The organism is Burkholderia sp. MSHR3999 (assembly GCF_000833595.1).
Lineage (GTDB): Bacteria > Pseudomonadota > Gammaproteobacteria > Burkholderiales > Burkholderiaceae > Burkholderia > Burkholderia ubonensis.
On the sequence record NZ_JRFO01000005.1, the window covers coordinates 254,543 to 274,935 of the forward strand.

The following is a 20,393-nucleotide window of genomic DNA, read 5'->3' on the forward strand; positions in this document are numbered from 1 at the left end:
TGGGGAGGACCGTGGCACATTTTCTCGATCGGATCGAACAACTGTCGAAGCCCCAGTTGCAGGCGCTCGTGCGCGCGTTGCGCGACGAGATTCTGCAGTTGCGGCCGGACGAGCCGGCGGACGCCGCGCCGGCCTCGCGGCTCGCGTACGAGACGCGCTGGCAGGCCGCGCCGCTCGTCGCCGCCGGCCCGGCCACGGCGCGCGCCGGCGCCCCGCGCGTGCTGCTGCTGACCGAGCGCGGCGCCGCGTGGCCGCCGGCCGGGTTCGCGTCGTGCACGGCGTCGGAGCTCGATCCCGGCGCCGGCTGGGCGCCCGACGCGCTGGCCGCGCAACTGTCGACGCTGTCGCAACTGTCCGGGCCGTTCGACGCGATCGTCTATGCCGCCGCCGCCCACGCCGACGCGGCCGCCCACGCCGACGCGGCCGCCGAGCCCGCCGCCGCCGCGCTCGCCGCGCGCTGGGGCGCCGCGCTGGCGCTGGCCGCCGCAGTCGCCGATCACGCGGCGCCGGCGCGGCTATGGCTGATCACGCGCGGCGCCCAGCGCCTGCCCGGCGACGCCGCGCCGGCCGACGTCGCGCTGGCGCCGCTCGCGGCGCTCGGCCGCACGCTGTCGCTCGAACGACCGGCCGCCTGGGGCGGCTGCATCGATGTCGACGATTCACCGGCCTCGCTCGATCGCGCGTTCGACGAGATCGCGCGCGACGCGGCCGGCAGCGACGACGAGATCGCCTACCGCGCCGGCCGGCGTTACCTGCCGGTGCTCGAACGCGTGGCCGACGCATCGCCGCCGCGCGCCGCGTTCGCGCCGGCGGCCGACGCAACCTATCTCGTGACGGGCGGCGCCGGCGGCATCGGCACCGTGCTGGTCGACGACCTGCTCGCGCGGGGCGCCGGGCGCGTGGTGGTGTTCGGGCGGCGCGACCCCGCCGCGCCGGAGGCGGCGGCGTGGCTCGCCGAGCGGCGCCGCGTCGCCGGCGATGCCGCGCGCGTTGCGCTGGTCGCGGCCGATCCCTGCGATCCGGCGGCGCTCGGCGCGGCCCTCGACAACATCCGTCGCGACGGCCCGCCGCTGCGCGGCATCTTCCATGCGGCCGGCAGCAACGAACGCATCCCGCTCGCGCGCCTCTCGCACGAGGACATCGCGCGCATCGTCGGCGCCAAGGCGTTCGGCGCGCTGCATCTCGACCGGCTGACGCGCGCCGACGCGCTCGATTTCCAGGTCTATTTCTCGTCGATCGCCGGCCGCTGGGGCACCGCGCAGATGGCGCCCTACGCGATGGCGAACCGCTTCCTCGACGCGCTGGCCGAGCGCCGCGAGGCCGAGGGCCGCGTCACGCGCAGCCTCGCGTGGGGGCCGTGGGCCGAGGTCGGCATGATGGTCCGGCAGCGCCAGCAGGGCTTCGGCGCGCTCGGGCTGCGCGGGCTCGCGCCCGGGGCCGCGCTCGCCGCGCTGGCGCGCGCGCTCGGCGAGCCGGGCGCGACGCGGCAGATCGTCGACGTCGACTGGCATCGCTATGCGGAGCAGGTCGCGGCGGCGAAGCACCTGCGCCCGTTCGCGGCGCTGTGCGCCGCCGCGCCCGCGGCTTCGGCCGAGGCCGCGGCACCGGTGAGCGCCGCTGTCATGGCCGACGATTTCGGCACGCCCGACGCGACGCTCGCGTTGCTGCGCGAACTGGTGGCGGAGCTGACCGGCGCGGCGCTGCCCGAGCGCGGCGAGACGCGGCCGATGCAGGAGCTCGGGCTGAACTCGCTGCTGAGCATCGAGCTGAGCCAGAAGCTGCGTCAGCGGCTCGGCGTGCCGTGCCGCCCGACCGTGGTGTTCGATCATCCGACGCTGCACGCGCTGGCCGACGCGCTGGCGCAGGCGTGGGCGAGTGCGAATCCGCGCCCGGCGCCCGGCGGCGCCGCGCAGGCCGGCGCCGATGCGGCCCGGGCCGACGCCGACGACGGCGCGATCGCGATCGTCGGCATGGCGTGCCGGCTGCCGGGCGCCGATTCGCCCGACGCGCTTTGGGCGCGACTGATGCACGCGGCGCCGGCCGGCGACGACGCGCTCGACGTCATCGACGCGCGGCCCGCCGCGCGTTTCGACCTGGCGCGCTACCTGTCCGACGACGACGCGCCCGGCAAGGCATACAGCCTCGCGGGCGGCTTCCTCGACGGCCTGGAGCAGTTCGATCACGCGCGTTTCCGCCTCTCGCATCGCGAGGCCTGCTTCATGGACCCGCAGCAGCGGCTCGCGCTGGAGACCACCTGGCGCGCGTTCGAGGACGCGGGCATCGATCCCGCCGCGCGGCTCGACGGCAGCGCGGCCGGCGCGCTGGACGCGGCCGTGTTCTTCGGCATCGGCCAGAACGAGTACGGGCCGCTGTGCCGCTCGGTGGCCGACGGCGAGGACGCCGGGCTGATGTCGACCGGCCAGTCGATGAACGTCGTCGCCGGGCGCATCGCGCACCTGTTCGGCCTCGACGGCCCGGCGATCTGCCACGACACCGCGTGCTCGTCGTCGCTGGTCGCGCTGGACGCGGCGGTGCGGCACCTGCGCGGCGGCCGGAACCGGCTCGCCCTGGTCGGCGGCGTCAACGCGCTGGTCTCGCCCGACACCTTCGTGCTGCTCGGCAAGGCGCGCGCACTGTCGCGGCAGGGGCGCTGTGCCGCGTTCGATGCGCGCGCGGACGGCTACGTGCGCGCCGAGGGCTGCGTCGTGATGGTGCTCAAGCGGCTCGCCGACGCGCGCGCCGACGGCGACGCGATCCACGCGGTGATCCGCGGCAGCGCGATCAACCACGATGGCCGCAGCAGCGGCCTGACCGCGCCGAACGGCCGCGCGCAGGAGCGCGTGATGCGCGCCGCGCTGCGCGACGCCGGCGTCGACGCGCGCGAGGTCGCGCTGGTCGAGGCGCACGGCACCGGCACCGCGCTCGGCGACCCGATCGAATACCACGCGCTGCGCGCCGTGTACGCCGACGAGACGCCGCGCGCGACGCCGCTGGTGCTCGGCGCGCTGAAGTCGTTCGTCGGCCACACCGAGGCCGCGTCGGGGCTCGCGGGGCTGCTGAAGCTGGTGCTGAGCCTGCGGGCGCGCACCGCGCCCGCCCAGTTGCACTACGCGACGTTGAACCCGTTCATCGACGCGAGCGAGCGGATCGAGATCCCGCGCGCCGCGCGCGCGCTCGCCGGCGCGGACGCGGGCCGGCTGCTGGGCGCCGTCAGCGCGTTCGGCTTCAACGGCACCAATGCGCACGTGATCGTCGAGCGCGGCGACGACCGGCCGTCGCGACGCCTCGCCGGCGAGCCGTTCGCGCGCGTGCGCTGCTGGTACACCGCTCGCCCGCTCGCGGCGAGCAGCGGGCTCGCGCAGGCGTTCGGCGCCGCGCCGGCAAGCGCCGCGCCGGCGAGCTACGTGACGCGCTGGACGCCGTTCGCGGCCGACGCCGCCGCGCCCGCGCCGGTGCGGCAGGTGCTGCTGCTGCGCGCGACGGCGGCGGCCGGCCGGGGCCATGACGACGGACGCGGCGCGCCGGCCGGCGACGCACCGCGGGACGAATCGACCGCGGCATTGACCGCGGCATTGACCGCGGCATTGACCGCACGCGGCATCCGCGTGGTCGAGGCCGCCTGCGAGAGCGCGTCGGGCGCGGGCGTCGACGCGGTGTTCGCCGCGCAGGCTGCCGCGCACGGCGCGTTCGACCGGGTCGTGCTGCGCGTCGACGACGGCGCCGCGTGGCCCGGCGACGCGCTCGATGCGGACTGGCTCGAACGGCTCGGCGGCTGCTGGGCGGCGCTCGCGCGCCTGCCTGCCGATGCGCCGCACGTGCTGGCGATCGGCGCCGCGCCGGCGCGCGGTGAGCTGGATGAGCCGGGCATGCAGCCGCGCTGGCCGGCCGTGCTGGCCTGCGCGGACAAGGAGCGCGCAGGCCCGTCGATCACCTGGCTCGAACGCTCGCCCGACGCCGACGATGCGACGCTCGCCGCGCACCTCGACGCGCTGCTCGCGATCCGCGAGCCGGCTTGCCGGCTCACGCGAGACGGCCTCATGGTGCCGCGCCTCGCGCGCGCCACGCCCGCGCCGTCGGCCGCGTTCCGCGCGCGCGACGCTCATGCCTATCTCGTCAGCGGCGGCCTGGGCGGGGTCGGCGCGCGCGTGCTCGCGTGGCTGCTCGAACAGGGCGCGCGCCACGTCGTCAGCCTGAACCGCCGCGCGCCCGACGCCGCCGAGGCCGCGTTGCTCGACCGGCTCGGCCGCCGCTACGGCGCGCGCATCGATGCGCTGGCGACCGGCGTCGCCGATCCCGCCGCGCTGCGCGACGCGCTGCAACGCACGCTCGGCGCGACGCCGCTTGCCGGCGTGTTCCATTGCGCCGCCGTGCTCGACGACCGGCCGTTCGCGCGCGAGGCCTGGGGCCCCGCTCGCGACGTGCTGCTGCCCAAGGGCGCCGGCGCCTGGCATCTGCACCGCGCGACGCTCGGCCAGCCGCTCGATCACTTCGTGGTGTTCTCGTCGCTGTCGGCGCTGCTCGGCCAGCCGGGGCAGGCTGCCTATGCGCTCGCCAACGCGCTGGCCGAGGCCGTCGTCGAGCACCGCCGCGCGCTGGGCCTGCCGGCGCTCGCGATCCAGTGGGGGCCGTGGGCCGGCGTCGGGATGGCGGCGCGCGGCGGCGATGCGCTCGCGGCGCAGCATCGCGCGATCGGCCTAGCCGCGCGCGGCGCCGACGACTACCTGCGCGTGCTGGCGGATTGGCTCGCGCCGTCCGCGAGCGCCGCGCCCGCGGCTTGCGTCGGCGTGTTCGATCTCGATTGGCGGCGCCATGCGGCCACGTACGCGCCGGCGCCGCTGTGGGCCGGGCTGGTCGCGGACGGCGCCGGCGCCGGGACGGCGGAGGCCGAGCCGCCGTCGTTCGCCGAGCGCCTCGCCGAGGTGCCGCCCGACCGGCGCCGGCACGCGTTGCGCGCGCGCTTGCGCGAGCTCGTCGCGGCCTGCGTCGGCTGCGACGCCGCGTCGATTGCCGACACCGACGGGTTCGCCGAGATCGGCGTCGATTCGCTGCACGCGACGGTGCTGCACCGGCAGCTCGAACGCGAGTTCGGCGCATCGCTGCCCGCCACCGTCGCGTTCGATCACCCGACGGTGGCCGCCGTCGCCGACTGCCTCGCGCGCGGCGCGCTCGGTGCGCTGTTCGCGCCGGCGGGGGCGCCGGCCGTCGTCCCGGCGCCGGCTTCGGCGCCGCCGGCCGCGCGCGCGCCCGCCGCCGCCGATGCGCCCCTGACGGACCACAGCGCCGCCGAACTCGCCCGCATCCTCGAACGCGAGCTCGACGGCCTCGAATCACGCGGAGCACTTTGATGACGGACATGGACAAGGACTTGCTGCTGCAATCGATCCGGACGATCCGCGAACTGAAGGCGCGGCTCGCGCGGGCCGAGCGCGGCCATCGCGACGACGTGGCGATCGTCGGCGTGTCGCTGCGTTTCCCGGGCGGGGTGACGGATCTCGACGCGTACTGGGCGCTGCTGCGCGAGGGCCGCAGCGGCGTGATCGAGGTCGGTCCGGAGCGCTGGAGCAACCGGCAGTTCGTCGATCCCGACTACGCGGCCGCCGGCAAGCTGGTGACGCCCTACGCGGGCCTGCTGGAGCGCATCTACGACTTCGACGCCGAGTTCTTCGGCCTGTCCGCGCTCGAGGCCGAGAACCTCGATCCGCAGCAGCGGCTGCTGCTCGAGCAGAGCTGGCTCGCGCTCGAGGACGCCGGTTTCGACATCGGCCGGCTGCGCGGCAGCGACACCGGCGTGGTGGTCGGGATCGGCAGCCAGGACTACGGGATGGCGCTGCTCGCCGATCCCGCGCACGCCAACCCCTACGTGGCCTCCGGCAATTCGTTCAGCATGGCGGCCGGGCGCCTGTCGTACTTCTATGATTTCAGCGGCCCGTCGCTGTCGATCGACACGGCCTGCTCGTCGTCGCTGGTCGCGGTGTACGAGGCCTGCCGGCGGCTGCAGCAGCGCGAGTGCGGCCTCGCGCTGGCGGCCGGCGTCAACGCGATGCTGACGCCGCACGCGGGCATCAATTTCTCGCGCGCGCGGATGCTGACCCCCGAGCGCGACTGCCACACGTTCGATGCGCGCGCGCAAGGCTACGTGCGCGGCGAGGGCTGCGCGGTGCTGGTGCTCAAGCGGCTCGCCGACGCGCAGGCCGACGGCGATCGCATTCACGCGGTGATCAAGGGCGTGGCGATCAATCACGACGGCCACAGCAGCGGCCTGACCGTGCCGAACGGCTCGGCGCAGCGCGCGGTGATCCGCGCGGCGCTGCAATGCGCGGGCGTCGCGCCCGGCGAGGTCGACTACGTCGAGGCGCACGGCACCGGCACGCGGCTCGGCGACCCCATCGAGGCGCATGCGATCGCCGACGCGTACGGCGCGGCGCGCGAGGCCGGCCGGCCGCTCTCGATCGGCGCGGTGAAGGCGAACCTCGGCCATCTCGAGGCCGCCGCGGGCCTGGCCGGGCTGATCAAGGCGATGCTGGTGGTGCGCCACGGCGAGGCGCCGCCGCAGCCCGGCTTCGACACGCTCAACCCCGCGATCGGCTGGGACGCGGCGAAATTCGAGGTGGCGCGGCGGCCGACGCCGCTGCCGCCCACCGACGGGCGGCCCTGGCAGGCCGGCGTCAGCAGCTTCGGCTTCAGCGGCACCAATGCGCATGCGATCGTCGCGGCGCCGCCGCCGGCATTGCAGGCGCCGGACGGCGCGCAGGCGGCCGACTGCGCCGCGCCGGCCGGCGTTCACGTGCTCGCGCTCAGCGCGAAGACGCCCGATGCGCTGCGCCGGCACGTCGACGAGGTGGCCGCCTACCTGCGCGCGAAACCCGCTGCCGAACTGGCCGCGATCGCGCATACGTCGACGCGCCGGCGCGTCGCGCTCGGCGAGCGGATCGCCGTGACGGGGCGCGACGGCGCCGAGCTCGCCGCGCGGCTGGAGCGCGCGCTGGTCGAGCGCGAACCGCGCCGCGCGCCGGGCCCTATCGTGCTGTTCCTGTCGGATGACGGCGTGGCGGACGACGCGTCGCTGGCCGCCACGCATCGTGCGTGGCTCGCGCGCTGCGCGTCGTTCGGCCTGTTTCCCGACGCGGTGGCGGTGCGCGGCATCGAGCCCGCGTTCGTGCGCGCGTGGCTCTGGCATCGCGACGAGCCGGCCGGCTTGCCGTACCGTGCCGGCGCGGCGGGCAACGATCTGCACGTGATCGCCGCGAACGAGGCCGTCGCCGATGCAACGCGCGCCTGCAGCCCGGCCGACGCGTTCGACGGCGCGCACGTGCTTGCGCTCGGCGTGCCGCCGTGCCCGTTGCCGGCCTCGGCGCGCTGGCACCGCATCGACGACGACGCGGCGCTGCGCGCGGCGCTGGCCGCGCTGTTCACGGCGGGCGTCGAGATCGACTGGACGCCGCTCGATGCGCGGCGCCATCCCGTCGTCGCCGATTTTCCGCGCCGGCCGTTCGCGCGCCGCACGTTCCGCTCGCCGCGCATCGACGCGGCGCTGGCCGCGGACGACGCGCCGCGCGAGGACGCGATCCATCCGCTCGTGCGCGACCGGCTCGCGCATCCCGACGGCCGCGTGAGCTGCCGCCTGCGCACCGCGACGGCGTGGCTCGATTTCATCGACGGGCACCGCGTGCAGGGCCGGCGCCTGCTGCCCGCGTCGCTGCTGCTCGAACTGATGCGCGCGGTCGCCGCCGATGCGCGCGGCGCGGCCGTCACGCTTGCGGATGCGCAGTTCCAGCGGCCCGTCGATCTCGATGCCGCCGCCGGCGACTATCTGGTTCAGGTCGACGCGCCGGCCGAGGGCGCGCGCGTGTCGCTGTGGAGCCGGGCGGCCGGCGACGCGGCGGCGCCGTGGGTCCGGCACGCGAGCGCGGCGTGCCGGTTCGCCGATGAAGCCGATGAAGCGGACAAGTCGGACAAGGCAGACGATGGCGACTGGCCCGCCGCCGGCTGGCGCGCGCTCGACGTCGCCGCGCTTTACGCGCATCACGAGGCCGGCGACGTGTCGCTCGGCGAGGCGTTCCGCTGCCTCGGCGCGTTGCGCGTGCAGGGCGCGCGCTGCGAGGCCGAGGTCGGCCCGGTGCGCGCCGCCGGCTACGACGCGCCGCAGCGCGCCGCACTGCTGGTCGACGCGTGCCTGCAGGCCAGCGCGGCCGCGCGCGACGCGGACGACGGCCTGTTCCTGCTCGCTGGCGTCGGCGAGGTCGCGTTGCCGCCCGCCGCGGCGCTGCCCGACCGCTTGCGGGCGCGGCTCGTGCGCGAGGCTTGCGACGACGGCTACCGCTTCGCGATCACGCTGGCCGACGCCGGCGGCCGGCCCGTCGGCCGGCTGCGCGACGTGCTGTTCCGGCGCGTGCAGGCGGCGCCGCGTGCCGCGCCGGTCTACGAGACCGCGTGGGAAGCCGTCGACTGGCCGCCGCGCGCCGCCGCGAGCGTGCGCGACGCGCTGCCGGCGCCCGACGCGCTGGACGGCCTCGAACCGTCCGCCGCGTGGGCCGCGCGCTTCGGGCTCGACGCCTACGATGCCTATCGCCGGCAGATCGAACAGGCGTGCGCCGGCATCGTCGCCGATACGCTGGCCGCGCTCGGGCACGATGCCGACGCCGACGCAGCCGATGCCGTCGACGCGATCGCGCCGGCCCAGCAACGGCTGTTCGCGCATCTGCTCGCGGTGCATGCGCGCGGCGCCGCCGCACAGCCCGCGCCGGCGGATGCGGCCGCTGCGCGGCTCGATGCGGTGGACGCCGCGTTCCCGCAGTTTCGCGGCGAGACCGAGTTCCTGCGCCGCTGCGCCGACGCGTTGCCCGACGTGCTGCGCGGCCGGCGCAATCCGCTCGAGGTGCTGTTCGGCGGGTCCGCGTTCGACGGCAGCGAGGCGGTGTACGTCGAGTCGCCGATCGCGCGCGTGCTGAACGGCCAGCTCGCGCAGTGGGCCGCGCGCCTCGCCGCGCACCGGCCGCTGCGGATCGTCGAGATCGGCGCCGGCACGGGCGGCACGTCGCGCACCGTGCTCGACGCGTTGCGCGCGATGCCGGTGGAGACCTACTGCTACACGGACGTCTCGCCGCTGTTCCTCGAACGCGCGCGGTCGCGGTTCGGCGACGCGGGCTACATCGACTACCGCCTGCTCGACATCGAGCGGCCGATCGCGGACCAGGGGTTCGCGGCCGGCTCGTTCGACCTCGTGATCGCCGCCAACGTGCTGCATGCGACGCGCTCGATCGCCGACACGCTGCGCCACGTGCGCGACCTGCTTGCGCCGGGCGGCTACCTGCTGCTGCGCGAATGCACGGCGCCGCGGCTCAGCGCCGACCTGAGCTTCGGCATGACCGACGGCTGGTGGCGCTTCGAGGATCACGCGCTGCGCGCCGACTACGCGGTGCTGTCGGTCGAGCAATGGCGACGGCAGCTCGCCGTTGCCGGTTTCGAGCACACGCGCGGCCTGCCGCCGAGCGACGCGAGCGCGGAAGCGCTGATCGTCGCGCAGGCGTCGGCCGCCGATCGCGCCGAACGCTGGCTGGTGGTCCACGACGGGCAGGGCGCCGGCTGCGTCGCGCAGCTCGCGCGCGAGCAGGCGTCGTACCGCGAGCTGTCGTGGGCCGACGCGCTCTCGGCCGACGCCGATCCGGCGCGCGACGCGTTCGACCGGATCGTCTGCTTCGCCGATGCCGGCGAGCGCGAGAACGCCGACACCGTCGCGGCGGCCACCGCGCAGTACGAGGCGAGCATCGCGCTGTGCCGGCGCTGGCTCGGCGCCGACGCGGCGCCCGGCGCGCGGCTCTGGTGCGTGACGCGCCAGGCGGAGCGCGCCGTCGATGCCGACCGCGTGGACGGGCTCGCGCAGTCGGTGGCGGCCGGCGTGCTCAAGTGCGCGTCGCTCGAATTCCCCGGCCGCATCGCGGGCGTGGTCGACCTGGCGGCCGAGCCGGCCGATTTCGGGCCGCTGCTCGCGCATTTCCGCGATCCGGGCGTGCTGCGCTACGTCGCGGTGCGCGGCGGCCGGCCCCATGTGCCGCGCCTGCGGCCGGCCGATGCCGGCGTAGCGCGCGCGGCCGTGCCGTTCGACGGCGCGGTGCTGATCACCGGCGGGTTCGGCGGGATCGGTCATGCGCTCGCCGACGCGCTGGCCGCGCGCGTCGACACGCTGGTGCTGGTCGGGCGCCGCTGCGACGGGCCCGACCGCGACGCACGCGTCGCGGCGTTGCGCGCGCGCGGCGCGCGCGTGATCGCGCTGGCCGCCGATCTCGCCGACGCGGGGCAGGTCGCGGCGCTGTTCGCGCGGCTCGCCGCCGACGGCGTAACGGTCGCGCACGTCATCCACGCGGCCGGCGTCGGCGGCAGCCGGCTGCTCGGCGAGAGCGCGCGCGGCGACTTGCGCGAGGTGGTCGACGCGAAGCTGGCCGGCACCTGGCACCTGCACACGCATGCCGGCCCGGGCCTGAAATCGTTCACGGTGATCTCGACCATGCTCGCGCTGTGGGGCGCGCGCGAGAAGGCGCACTACACGCTCGCCAATCACTTCGCGGAACGCGTCGTGGCGTGGCGCCGCGCGCGCGGCCTGGCCGCGTCGGTCGTGCATCTGGGCCCCGTCGACGGCGGCATGCTCGATGCGGCCGGCAAGGCCGCCGCGGCGCGCGTCGGCGTGCGCAGCTTCTCGCTGCGCGAGGTGGCCGGCTGGCTCGCCGCGCCGGTGCCGCACGCCGGCGCCGCGCTGCTCGACATCGACTGGGCGCGCTTCAAGCCGATCTACCGCCACGGCTGGCTCGACGCGCTGTTCGCCGAGGTGGGTGCGAGCGCCGACGCCGGCGCCGCCACGGCAGCCGCCGACGACGGCGCCGCCGCGTTCCGGCGCGCGTACGCGGCGGCCGGTTACCGCGAATCGATGCTCGACGACCTGCTGCATGCGCTGCTGCGCGAGGTGCTGGGCCTGTCGGGCAGCTTCGCCGCGTATGCCGGCACCGGCTTCCACGATCTCGGCATGGATTCGCTGCTCACGCTGTCGTTCGCCGAGAAGCTCGGCGCGCGCGCCGGCGTGCCGGTGTCGTCGGTCGACGTGTTCGACAACGCGAACCCGGCGCGCCTGCGCGGCTGGCTCGCGGCGCGGCTGAAGGCGCTCGACGCGGCCGCCGCGGCGCAGGCCGACGCGCAGGCCGCCGCCGCGCGGCCGCTCGCGTCAGCGGCCGCAAATTCGGCTGCAAATTTGGCTGCAAGCGCGGCTCCACTTGCGACTGCAACCGCAACTGCGCCCCCGGCCCCCGCGCCCGTTTCCCCCGCCGCGCGCGATGCCGCGAGCGACGCCACGACCGATGAAATCGAACGCGAGCTGCAGATGATGCAGGCGCTGCTGGAGGACCGCTGATGGAACCGAAAGACCACGACCTGCTCGCGCGGCAACGCGACGCGATCCGGCAGGGCATGCAGAAGATCCAGGCGCTGTCGGCGCGTCTCGACCAGCCGGTCGCGATCGTCGGCATCGGCTGCCGGATGCCCGGCGCCGATTCCCCCGACGCGCTCTGGGCGCTGCTGCGCGACGGGCGCGAGGCGCTCTCCGAGGTGCCGGCCGAGCGCTGGGACCTGGACGCCCATTACGACGCGACGCCGGGCACGCCGTACAAGACCTACGCGCGCCGCGCCGGCTATCTCACCGGGGTCGACCGCTTCGACGCGCGCTTCTTCGGCATCTCGCCGCGCGAGGCGCAACGCATGGACCCGCAGCAGCGGCTGCTGCTCGAGGTCAGCCACCAGGCGCTCGAGGACGCCGAACTGCCGGTCACGGCGCTGCGCGACCAGCCGGTGGGCGTGTTCGTCGGCATCAGCTCGGGCGAATACGCGGTGATGACGTTCGGCAAGGATCGCGCCGACAGTCAGGATGCCTACTCGATCACCGGCACGTCGATGAACTCGGCCGCGGGCCGGCTCGCCTATCACTACGGGTTCAACGGCCCGGCGCTGGCGATCGACACGGCCTGCTCGTCGTCGCTGGTCGCGATCCACCAGGCGTGCCGCAGCCTCGTCAACGACGAATGCCATACCGCGCTCGCGGGCGGCGTGAACTGCCTGCTGACGCCCGAGCCGTCGATCGCGCTCGCGCAGAACAAGGTGCTGAGCGCAAGCGGGCGCTGCAGTCCGTTCAGCGCCGAGGCCGACGGGCTGGTGCGCGGCGAGGGCTGCGGGATGCTGGTGCTCAAGCGCCTCGACGACGCGCTCCGGGAGGGCTGCCGGATTCTCGCGGTGATTCGCGGCAGCCACGTGAACCAGGACGGCGCGAGCAGCGGCCTGACCGTGCCGAACGGCTATGCGCAGCAGGCGCTGATCGCCGCCGCGCTCAAGCGCGCGAAGCTCGCGCCCGGCGCGATCCGCTACGTCGAGGCGCACGGCACCGGCACCGCGCTCGGCGATCCGATCGAGATCAAGGCGCTGCAGCAGGCGCTGGGCGCCGGCCGCGGCGCCGACGCGCCGATGCTGATCGGCGCGCTGAAGGCGCACATCGGCCACCTCGAGGCGGCGAGCGGCGTGGCCGGCGTGATCAAGACCGTGCTCGCGTTCCGCCACCGGCTGCTGCCCGCGCAGATCAACCTGGGCGCGCCGACGCCGCACGTCGACTGGGCGTCGGGCGGCGTCGCGGTGGTGCGCGAGCCCACGCCGATCGCGTTCGGCCCCGACGCGCCGTACTACGCCGGCGTCAGCAGCTTCGGCTTCAGCGGCACCAACGCGCACCTGATCCTGCAGGACCCGGTCAGCGCGGCGCCGGCGCGTGCGGGCGCGGCGGCCGATGCCGGCGCGGCGGCGCCGCTGCCCGAGGTGGCGCGTTTCGTCGGCGTGTCCGCGAAGGACCCGGTCGCGCTGCGGGAGCTGCTCGCGCGCTGCCACGCGTATTTCCGCGACGCGTCCGACTGGGCCGCCGCCTGCGACGCGCTCAACGCCGGCCGCGCGCACTACGCGCACCGCGCCGCGTTCGTCGCGAAGGATCGCGACGCGCTGCTCGCGCAACTCGCGCAGGCGCTGGACGCGCCGGCCGACGCCGGCCCCGGCGCGGCGCCCGGCGAGCCCGCGCTGGCCTGGCTGTTCACGGGGCAGGGCTCGCAGTACGCGGGGATGGGCCGCGCGCTGTACGACACGCAGCCGGCCTTTCGCGCGTGCCTCGAAGCCGTCGATCGCGCGCTCGCGCCGCATCTCGGCGAATCGGTGCTGCCGGTGATCTGGGGCGAGGCCGGCGCGCTCAACAGCACGCGCCATACCCAGCCGGCGATCTTCGCGCTGCAGTACGCGCTCTCGCACTATCTCGCGGGGCTCGGCCTCGCGCCGCGCTACGTGCTGGGCCACAGCATCGGCGAGTACGCGGCGGCGGTGCTGGCCGGCGTGTTCGGCCTCGACGACGCCGCGCGCATGATCGTCCAGCGCGGCCGGCTGATGGAGGCGCGCTGCGCGCCGGGCGGCATGCTCGTGCTGCTCACCGACGCGGCCCGCGCGGCGGCGCTCGCGCGCACGGCGGGCGGCGCCACGCTGGCGGTGGCGAACGGCCCGGCGAGCCTCGTCTACGCCGGCCCGGCCGATGCGATCGAGCGCCTCGCGAACGCCGCGCGCGCGGCCGACGTGCGCTGCGTGCCGCTCGCGGTCTCGCATGCGTTCCATTCGCCGATGATGGAGCCGATGCTCGCCGAGTTTGCCGAGGTCGTCCGGCAGACGCGCTTCTCGCCGCCGCGCATCGCGTTCGTCTCGACGGCGCTGGGCCGGCTCGCCGCCGGCGAGGTGACCGACCCGGCCTACTGGGTCGCGCACGTGCGCGACGCCGTGCGCTTCGACGCGGCGGTGGCCGCGTTGTGGGCCGACGAGGGCTGGCGCGCGGCGCCGGCGCGGCTGGCGATCGAGATCGGGCCGAACGAGCAGCTGATCGGCATGGCGCGGCAGATGGCCGGCGCCGACGGCGCGCAGTGGCACGGCTTGCTGCGCCCGCGCGACGACCTGACTTCGTTCGCGCAGACGATGCGCGCCGCCTACCTGGCGGGCCTGCCGCTGCGCTGGCCGCGCTGCCCGGCGCCCGATGCGGCGCGGCCGGCCTTGCCCGGCTATCCGTTCCAGCGCCAGCGCTACTGGCTGCCCGACGGCGCGCCGCGTGCGGCGCGCGCCACGGTGCGCGAACCTGCCGGCACGGGGATCGGCCATTCGGCCGATTGCGCAGTCGACGGCGCGATCGACTACGCGATCGACTGGGTGGCCGCGCCGGCGGCGGCGCCCGCCGAGCCGCCGGCCGGCCGCTGGCTGCTGTTCGCCGGCGACGCCGCGCTGGCTGCCGCGCTCGATGCGCGCCTCACGCAAGGCGGTGCGCTCGTGACGGTCGGCCGGGCGCTGACGCCGGTCGGCATCGCGGCGCTGGCCGGCGACCTGCCTGACTTCGACGCGGTGCTGGTGTGGCCGGGCGAACCGGAGCCGGCGCAGGCGCCCGGGCCCGCGCCGCTGGTCGGCCTGCTGTCGCTGGTCGCGGCGATCGAGGCGATGCCGGCCGCGCGCCGTCCGATGGTCCACTGCATCGGCGAAGCGCGCGCGTCCGGCTATCGGCCGCTCGCGTCGGCGCTGGCGGCGTTGTGCCGCTCGCTGCACGAGGAAGTGCCCGGGCTGCGTTTGACCATGACCGGCGTCGATGCCGCGCTCGATGCCGACGCGTGCGCCGTCGCGCTGGCCGGCGAGCTGGGCCTCGAGCGCGGCGCCGAGCACGAGCGGTGGATCACGGCCGAGGGCGCTCGCGTGCCGCGGCTCGTCGAAGCCGCTATCCCGTCCATGGCGTCCATGGGCGCGGGCGTGCGCGCCGATCGCTGCTATCTCGTCACGGGCGGCACCGGCGCGCTCGGCGCGCTGTTCGCGCGCGCGCTGATCGAGGCGGGCGCACGCGATGTCGTGCTGACCTCGCGGCGCGGCCCGGCGGCGGAGCCGCCGGCCCTGCGCGCGCTGGCCGATGCGCGCGGCGCGCGGCTTGCCGTGATCGCCGCCGACGTGGCCGACGCCGCGTCGGTCGAGCGCCTGTTCGCGCAACTCGCGCGCGAGCACGCGCCGCTCGCGGGCCTCGTCCATGCGGCGGGCCAGCTTGCCGATGCGGCTTACGCGCGGCTCGACGCCGATGCGTTCCGCCGCGTGTTCGACGCGAAGGTCACCGGCGCGTGGCTGCTGGACCGCGCGAGCCGCGGCGCCGAACTGGATTGCTTCGTGATGCTGTCGTCGATCGCGGGCGTGCTCGGCGCCCCGGGGCAGGCCAACTACGCGGCCGCCAACGCCGCGCTCGACGCGCTCGCGCGGCGGCGCCGGGACGAGGGGCTGCCGGCCCTGAGCCTGTGCCTGGGCGCGGTGGCCGGCGAGGGCATGGCGGACGACCCGCGCGTGGCGCGCCAGTTGCAGCGCGCGGGGGTGCGCGCGCTCGATCCGGCCCGGCTGCTCGCGCGCGGCGCGCTGTGGTTCGCGCATCCCGGGCCGCAGGCGATCGTCGGCGCGTTCGACTGGGCGCGGATCGGCGCGACGCCGCGGGCCGCCGCGCGGCCGCTGCTGCGGGCGTTCGTGGCGGCGCCGCGCGAGGCGGCGGGGCCGTCGTCCGCGTCGATCTCGCCCGCCGCGCGCACGCCGGGCGAGGTCGACGCGTTGCTGCGCGAATCGATCGCGTCGGTGCTCGACCTGCCCGATCCGGGCGCGATCGGCGCGAACGAAACGCTGCATGCGCTCGGCATGGATTCGATCACGCTCGTCGAGCTGCGCGACCTGCTGGCGCGGCGGCTCGGCCGCGAGCTGCCGTCGCGGCTGCTGTTCGATTTTCCGCAGGTCGGCCAGTTGGCCCGGCAGCTGGCGCAGGGCCAGGCTGACGCGCCGCGCGCGCCGGCCGCCACGGCCACGGCCACGGCCACGGCAACGGCAACGGCAACGGCAACGGCAACGGCAACGGCAACGGCAACGGCCACGGCAACGGCCGCAACGCCGCCGCGCGCGGCGGCCGGGCGCGAGGACATCGCGGTGATCGGCATCGGCTGCCGCTTCCCCGGCGGCATCGATTCCCCGGAGGCGTTCTGGGCCGCGCTCGGCGAGGGCCGCGACCTGATCGGCGAGATCGACGCGCTGCGCTGGGACGCGCCCGCGCTGCTGCGCGCCGGCGCGCTCACCACCACGCGCGCCGGCGTGCTCGACGGCGTGGACCGGTTCGATTGCGACCTGTTCGGCATTACGCCGCGCGAGGCCCAGTGCATGGACCCGCAGCAGCGCCTGCTGCTCGAAACCGGCTGGGAGGCGCTGGAGCGCGCCGGCTACGATTTCGCGTCGGGCGGGATCGCGGGCGGCGTCTTCGTCGGCCCGGGCCCGAACGACTATGCGCGCCGCTTCGCGACCGGCGCCGACGCGCTGTCGCACCATCACAGCACGGGCAACGCGCTCAGCGTGACGGCCGGCCGGCTCGCCTTCGTGCTCGACTGGCAGGGGCCGGCGCTGGCGGTCGACACCGCGTGCTCGTCGTCGCTGATGGCGGTGCATTTGGCGGTGCAGGCGCTGCGGCGCGGCGAATGCGCGATCGCGCTGGCGGGCGGCGTGAACCTGCTGCTGTCCGCCGAAACCTCGGTGCTGCTCTCGAAGGGCGCGATGCTCGCGCCCGACGGCCGCTGCAAGACCTTCGACGCCGCCGCCGACGGCTACGTGCGCAGCGAGGGCTGCGCGATGGTGGTGCTCAAGCGACTCGACGACGCGCTGGCCGCGGGCGACGACGTGCTGGCGGTGGTGCGCGGCTCGGCGGCCAACCAGGACGGCCACAGCCAGGGGCTGACCGCGCCGAACGGGCAGGCGCAGCAGCGCGTGCTGCGCGACGCGCTGGCCGACGCGGCGCTCGATCCCGCGCGCGTCGGGCTGCTCGAGGCGCACGGCACCGGCACGCCGCTCGGCGATCCGATCGAATTCGCGGCGGCGCGCGCCGTGTACGGCGACGCCGCCGGCCGCGATGCGCCGCTCTGGATCGGCTCGGTCAAGACCAATCTCGGCCACGCCGAGGCGGCGGCGGGCATCGCGGGATTCATCAAGGCCGTGCTGTGCCTGCGCCACGAAACGATCGTGCCGCACCTGCATTTCACGCGGCCGAACCCCGAGATCGAGATCGGCGACGCACCGATCCGGATTCCGACCGAGCCGGCCGAATGGCGCGGCGCCGGGCGCTGCGCGGCGGTCAGCTCGTTCGGCTTCAGCGGCACCAACGTGCACGTCGTGCTCGAAGCCGCGCCCGCTGCCTCGTCGGCCGCCGCGACGGTCGCTGCCCCGTGCACGGAGGATGCCCCCCCTGCCGCGCTGCGGATCTCGGCGGCGAGCCCCGCCGCGTTGCGCGCGTATCTGGCCGCCTACCGTAACCGGCTGGCCACGCTGCCGCCGCAGCGCTACGGCGCGCTGGTCGCGCAGGCCGCGCGTCGCGCGCGGCTCGCGTGCACACGCAGCTTCGCCGCCGCGAACGCCGCCGAGGCGCTGGCCGCGCTCGACGCCGCGCTGGCCGAAGCCGGCGGGGACGCGGAAACCGGCGCGGGCGCCGGCCGCGACCTGCCGCGCGGCGACGGGCCCGACGCGCCCGTCTACCCGTTCGACCGGCAGCGTTTCTGGCTCGCGCCGCGCGTGGCGGATGCGTCCGCGCCGGCGGCGCCGTTCGGCCTGCGCGTGACGGCGAAGGACGCGCGCCAGGTGATCTACGCGGTCGACTACGTGCGCCAGCCGCCGTTCCGGCTCGACGACCACCTCGTCCACGGCGAGCGCGTGGTGCCGGCCGCCGCGCACCTGGCGCTGATCGTCGGGATGCTGAACGAGCTGCGCGGCGAGCAGGGCTGGGCGCTGGCCGACGTCGTGTGCGAGACGGCGCTGATCGTCGGCGCGGACAGCGAGGCCGTGCGCTACGTGTTCGACGCGCTGCCCGATGCCGACGGCGGCGGCGCGGCGTATCGCGTCGAGGTGCTGTCGGACGGCGACGGTCGCACGCGCCGCCACTTGCGCGCCGACGCCCGCGCGCTGCCGGCCGGCGCGCAGGCGGCGGAGCGGGCAGACGAGCCGCTGCCGCCGTCCGCCGCCGCGCTCGCGCGCTTCGACGGCGCGACGTTCTACGACCGCCTGTACGGCGCCGAGATCCGCCTCGCCAACGCGTTCCGCGGCGTGGCGTCGATCGAGCAGCACGTCGGTCATGCGCGGGCCGAGATCGCGTGGCCGTGCGCGGCGGGGCAGCCGCTCGCGCCGGGCGTGCTCGATTCCCTGTTCCAGACCATCGCGCTCGCGACGCTCGCCGACGAGCCGGGCCGCAGCCACATGCACGGCGCGACGATTCCGTTCGCGCTCGACCGGCTCGTCGTGCATCCGCGCGCGGGCAGCGCGGCGGCGCCGGCGATCGCCAGCGCGCGGCTCGTCAGCGAGAGCGCCGACGGCGCGGCCTTCGTGCACGACCTCAGCGTGGCCGACGCGGGCCAGCCGCCGTTCGTGCGCGTCGACGGCCTGCTCACCAAGCGTGCCGCCGCGGCGCAATTGCGGCGCGCGGCCGAGCCCCTGCCGCCCCTCGTCGAGCGCTGGGTCGAGCGCGCGCCGGCCGAAGCTGCACCATCCGCCGCGCCGTGCCTCGTGCTGCTCGACGACGCGGCGCGCACGGCCGCGCATCCGTGGCTTGCCGCATCGGCCGATGCGCTCGATGCGAGCGCGCTCGACGATGCCGCCGTGCACGACGTGCTGGCCGGCCGCCCGGTCGTGCTGCTGGCGGGGCTGCCGGCCGCGCCCGCCGACGATGCCGCGGCCGAGGCCTGGCGCGCGCCGCTGCTGCGGTTCGTCGCCGCCGCGCGCCGCGCATCCCGGCTCGGCGACGCGCTCGAAGCGGCGGGCGGCACGGTGCGCTTCGGCGTGCTGTCGGAGCGGCAGGCCGATCTCGACGGCGGCGGCGCGCCGCTCTACGGCTACGCGCTCGGCCTCTGCAAGACCCTGAGCCTCGAATGGCCGGGGCGCGCCGTCACGCTGCTCGACGTGGACGCGCCGTCCTCGCGCGAGCACGCCGCCGCGCTCGCGGCCGAATGGCAGTCGCCGCGCGGCGACTGCATCGCGTGGCGCGACGGGCGCCGCTACGTGCGGCGCATCGCCGAACTCGCCGCGCAACCGGCCGCGCTGCCATGGCAGCCGCGCGCCGACGGCCCCTGTCTGCTGACGGGCGGCCTTGGCGACCTCGCCGCCGAGACGTGCCGCTGGCTCGCCGCGCAGGGCGTGCGTCACGTATGGCTGACGGGCCGCCGCGAACCCGACGCGGCGCTCGCGCGCCGGCTCGACGCGCTGCGTGACGCGACCGGCCTGCGCGTCGATTACCGCGCGTGCGACGTCGCCGATCGCGACGCGCTCGCGGCGGTCTTCGCGCAGGCGGCGCAGCACGGCCCGCTGCGCGGCATTTTCCACTGCGCGGGCGTGCTCGCCGACGGTGCGTTCGCGACGCTCGACGACGCCGCGTTCGAGCGCGTCGCGCGCGCCAAGGTGCTCGGCGGCTGGAACCTGCACCAGCTTTCGCGCGGGCTCGATCTCGACGCGTTCGTGCTGTATTCGTCGCTCGCGTCGCTGCTCGGCTCGGCGGGCCAGGGCAATTACGCGGCCGCGAACGGCTTCATGGACCAGCTCGCGCACGCGCGGCACGCGCTCGGCCTGCCGGCGCTGTCGGTGAACTGGCCTGGCTGGGACGGCGTGGGGATGGCCGCGCGGAGCGGCGGGCGCAATCCCGGAGAAGGGGGCGGCTTGCGGCGGCTCGCGCCGGCGCAGGCGCTCGGCGAACTCGGGCAGGCGCTCGCGAGCGGCCGCGCGCAGGTGGGCATCGCCGACGTCGACTGGCCGGCGTTCGGCCGCGACTGGCGCGCGCCGGCCGCCGCGCCGGCGCTGGTGGAGGACTGGCTGGCCGCCCATCCGCCGGCCGCGACGCAGCCGGCGTCCGTGCCGGCCGCCGCGCGCGCCGGCGAAGCGGCTCGCGAGCTCGACGCGGCGGCCGGCGGCGAGCGGCTCGACGTCGCGCGGCGCCATCTGGTGCGGATCGTGCGCCGGATCATGGCGCTCGATGCGGCGCGGCCGCTCGCCCACGACAAGTCGTTCCACGAGCTCGGCTTCGATTCGCTGATGGCGATCGAGCTCAAGCGCGCGCGCTGCAGGAAGACTTTCGCACCCGCGTGCCGTCGACGGTGATGTTCGACTACCCCGACATCGACGGCCTCGCGCACTGGCTGGCGGGCCCCGCGCAGGCGGCGGCATCGGCGCCGGCGACGGCCGCATCGCCCGCGACGGGCGCCGCGGCCACCGCCGACGACGCGCTCGATCAACTGGACGAAGGCGAGCTGGCCGACGTTCTCGACAAATTGCTGTGA

Annotated in this window: 4 protein-coding genes; all 4 read left to right on the forward strand. The window is 76.3% G+C overall.

Features of this window, described 5'->3' with window-relative positions; genetic code table 11:
• The first annotated feature begins 11 nt into the window (after positions 1–11).
• Genes KY49_RS14955 through KY49_RS14975 form a run of 4 tightly spaced genes read left to right on the forward strand, consistent with a single transcriptional unit; the run spans position 12 to position 20,393 of the window.
• The gene (locus tag KY49_RS14955) at positions 12–5,345 is read left to right on the forward strand and encodes an SDR family NAD(P)-dependent oxidoreductase (protein ID WP_042585434.1); all 5,334 of its coding nucleotides are present in this window, start codon (positions 12–14) and stop codon (positions 5,343–5,345) included.
• Positions 5,345–11,395 (forward strand): type I polyketide synthase, encoded by a 6,051-nt coding sequence (locus KY49_RS34520; protein ID WP_052495710.1) that lies wholly within the window; start codon positions 5,345–5,347, stop codon positions 11,393–11,395. The genes KY49_RS14955 and KY49_RS34520 overlap by 1 nt, the downstream gene beginning before the upstream one ends.
• Entirely contained in the window at positions 11,395–20,214 is an 8,820-nt protein-coding gene (locus KY49_RS34525) for a type I polyketide synthase (protein WP_052495711.1), read from the forward strand. The genes KY49_RS34520 and KY49_RS34525 overlap by 1 nt, the downstream gene beginning before the upstream one ends.
• A complete protein-coding gene (locus KY49_RS14975) occupies positions 20,214–20,393 on the forward strand; it encodes a hypothetical protein (protein WP_156162534.1) in 180 nt (59 codons plus the stop codon). The genes KY49_RS34525 and KY49_RS14975 overlap by 1 nt, the downstream gene beginning before the upstream one ends.

Bases quoted from the DNA above. Each gene is read 5' to 3' on its own strand.
- KY49_RS34520 (WP_052495710.1), top strand. From the start codon at position 5,345: ATGACGGACATGGACAAGGACTTGCTGCTGCAATCGATCCGGACGATC.
- KY49_RS34525 (WP_052495711.1), top strand. From the start codon at position 11,395: ATGGAACCGAAAGACCACGACCTGCTCGCGCGGCAACGCGACGCGATC.
- KY49_RS14975 (WP_156162534.1), top strand. From the start codon at position 20,214: ATGTTCGACTACCCCGACATCGACGGCCTCGCGCACTGGCTGGCGGGC.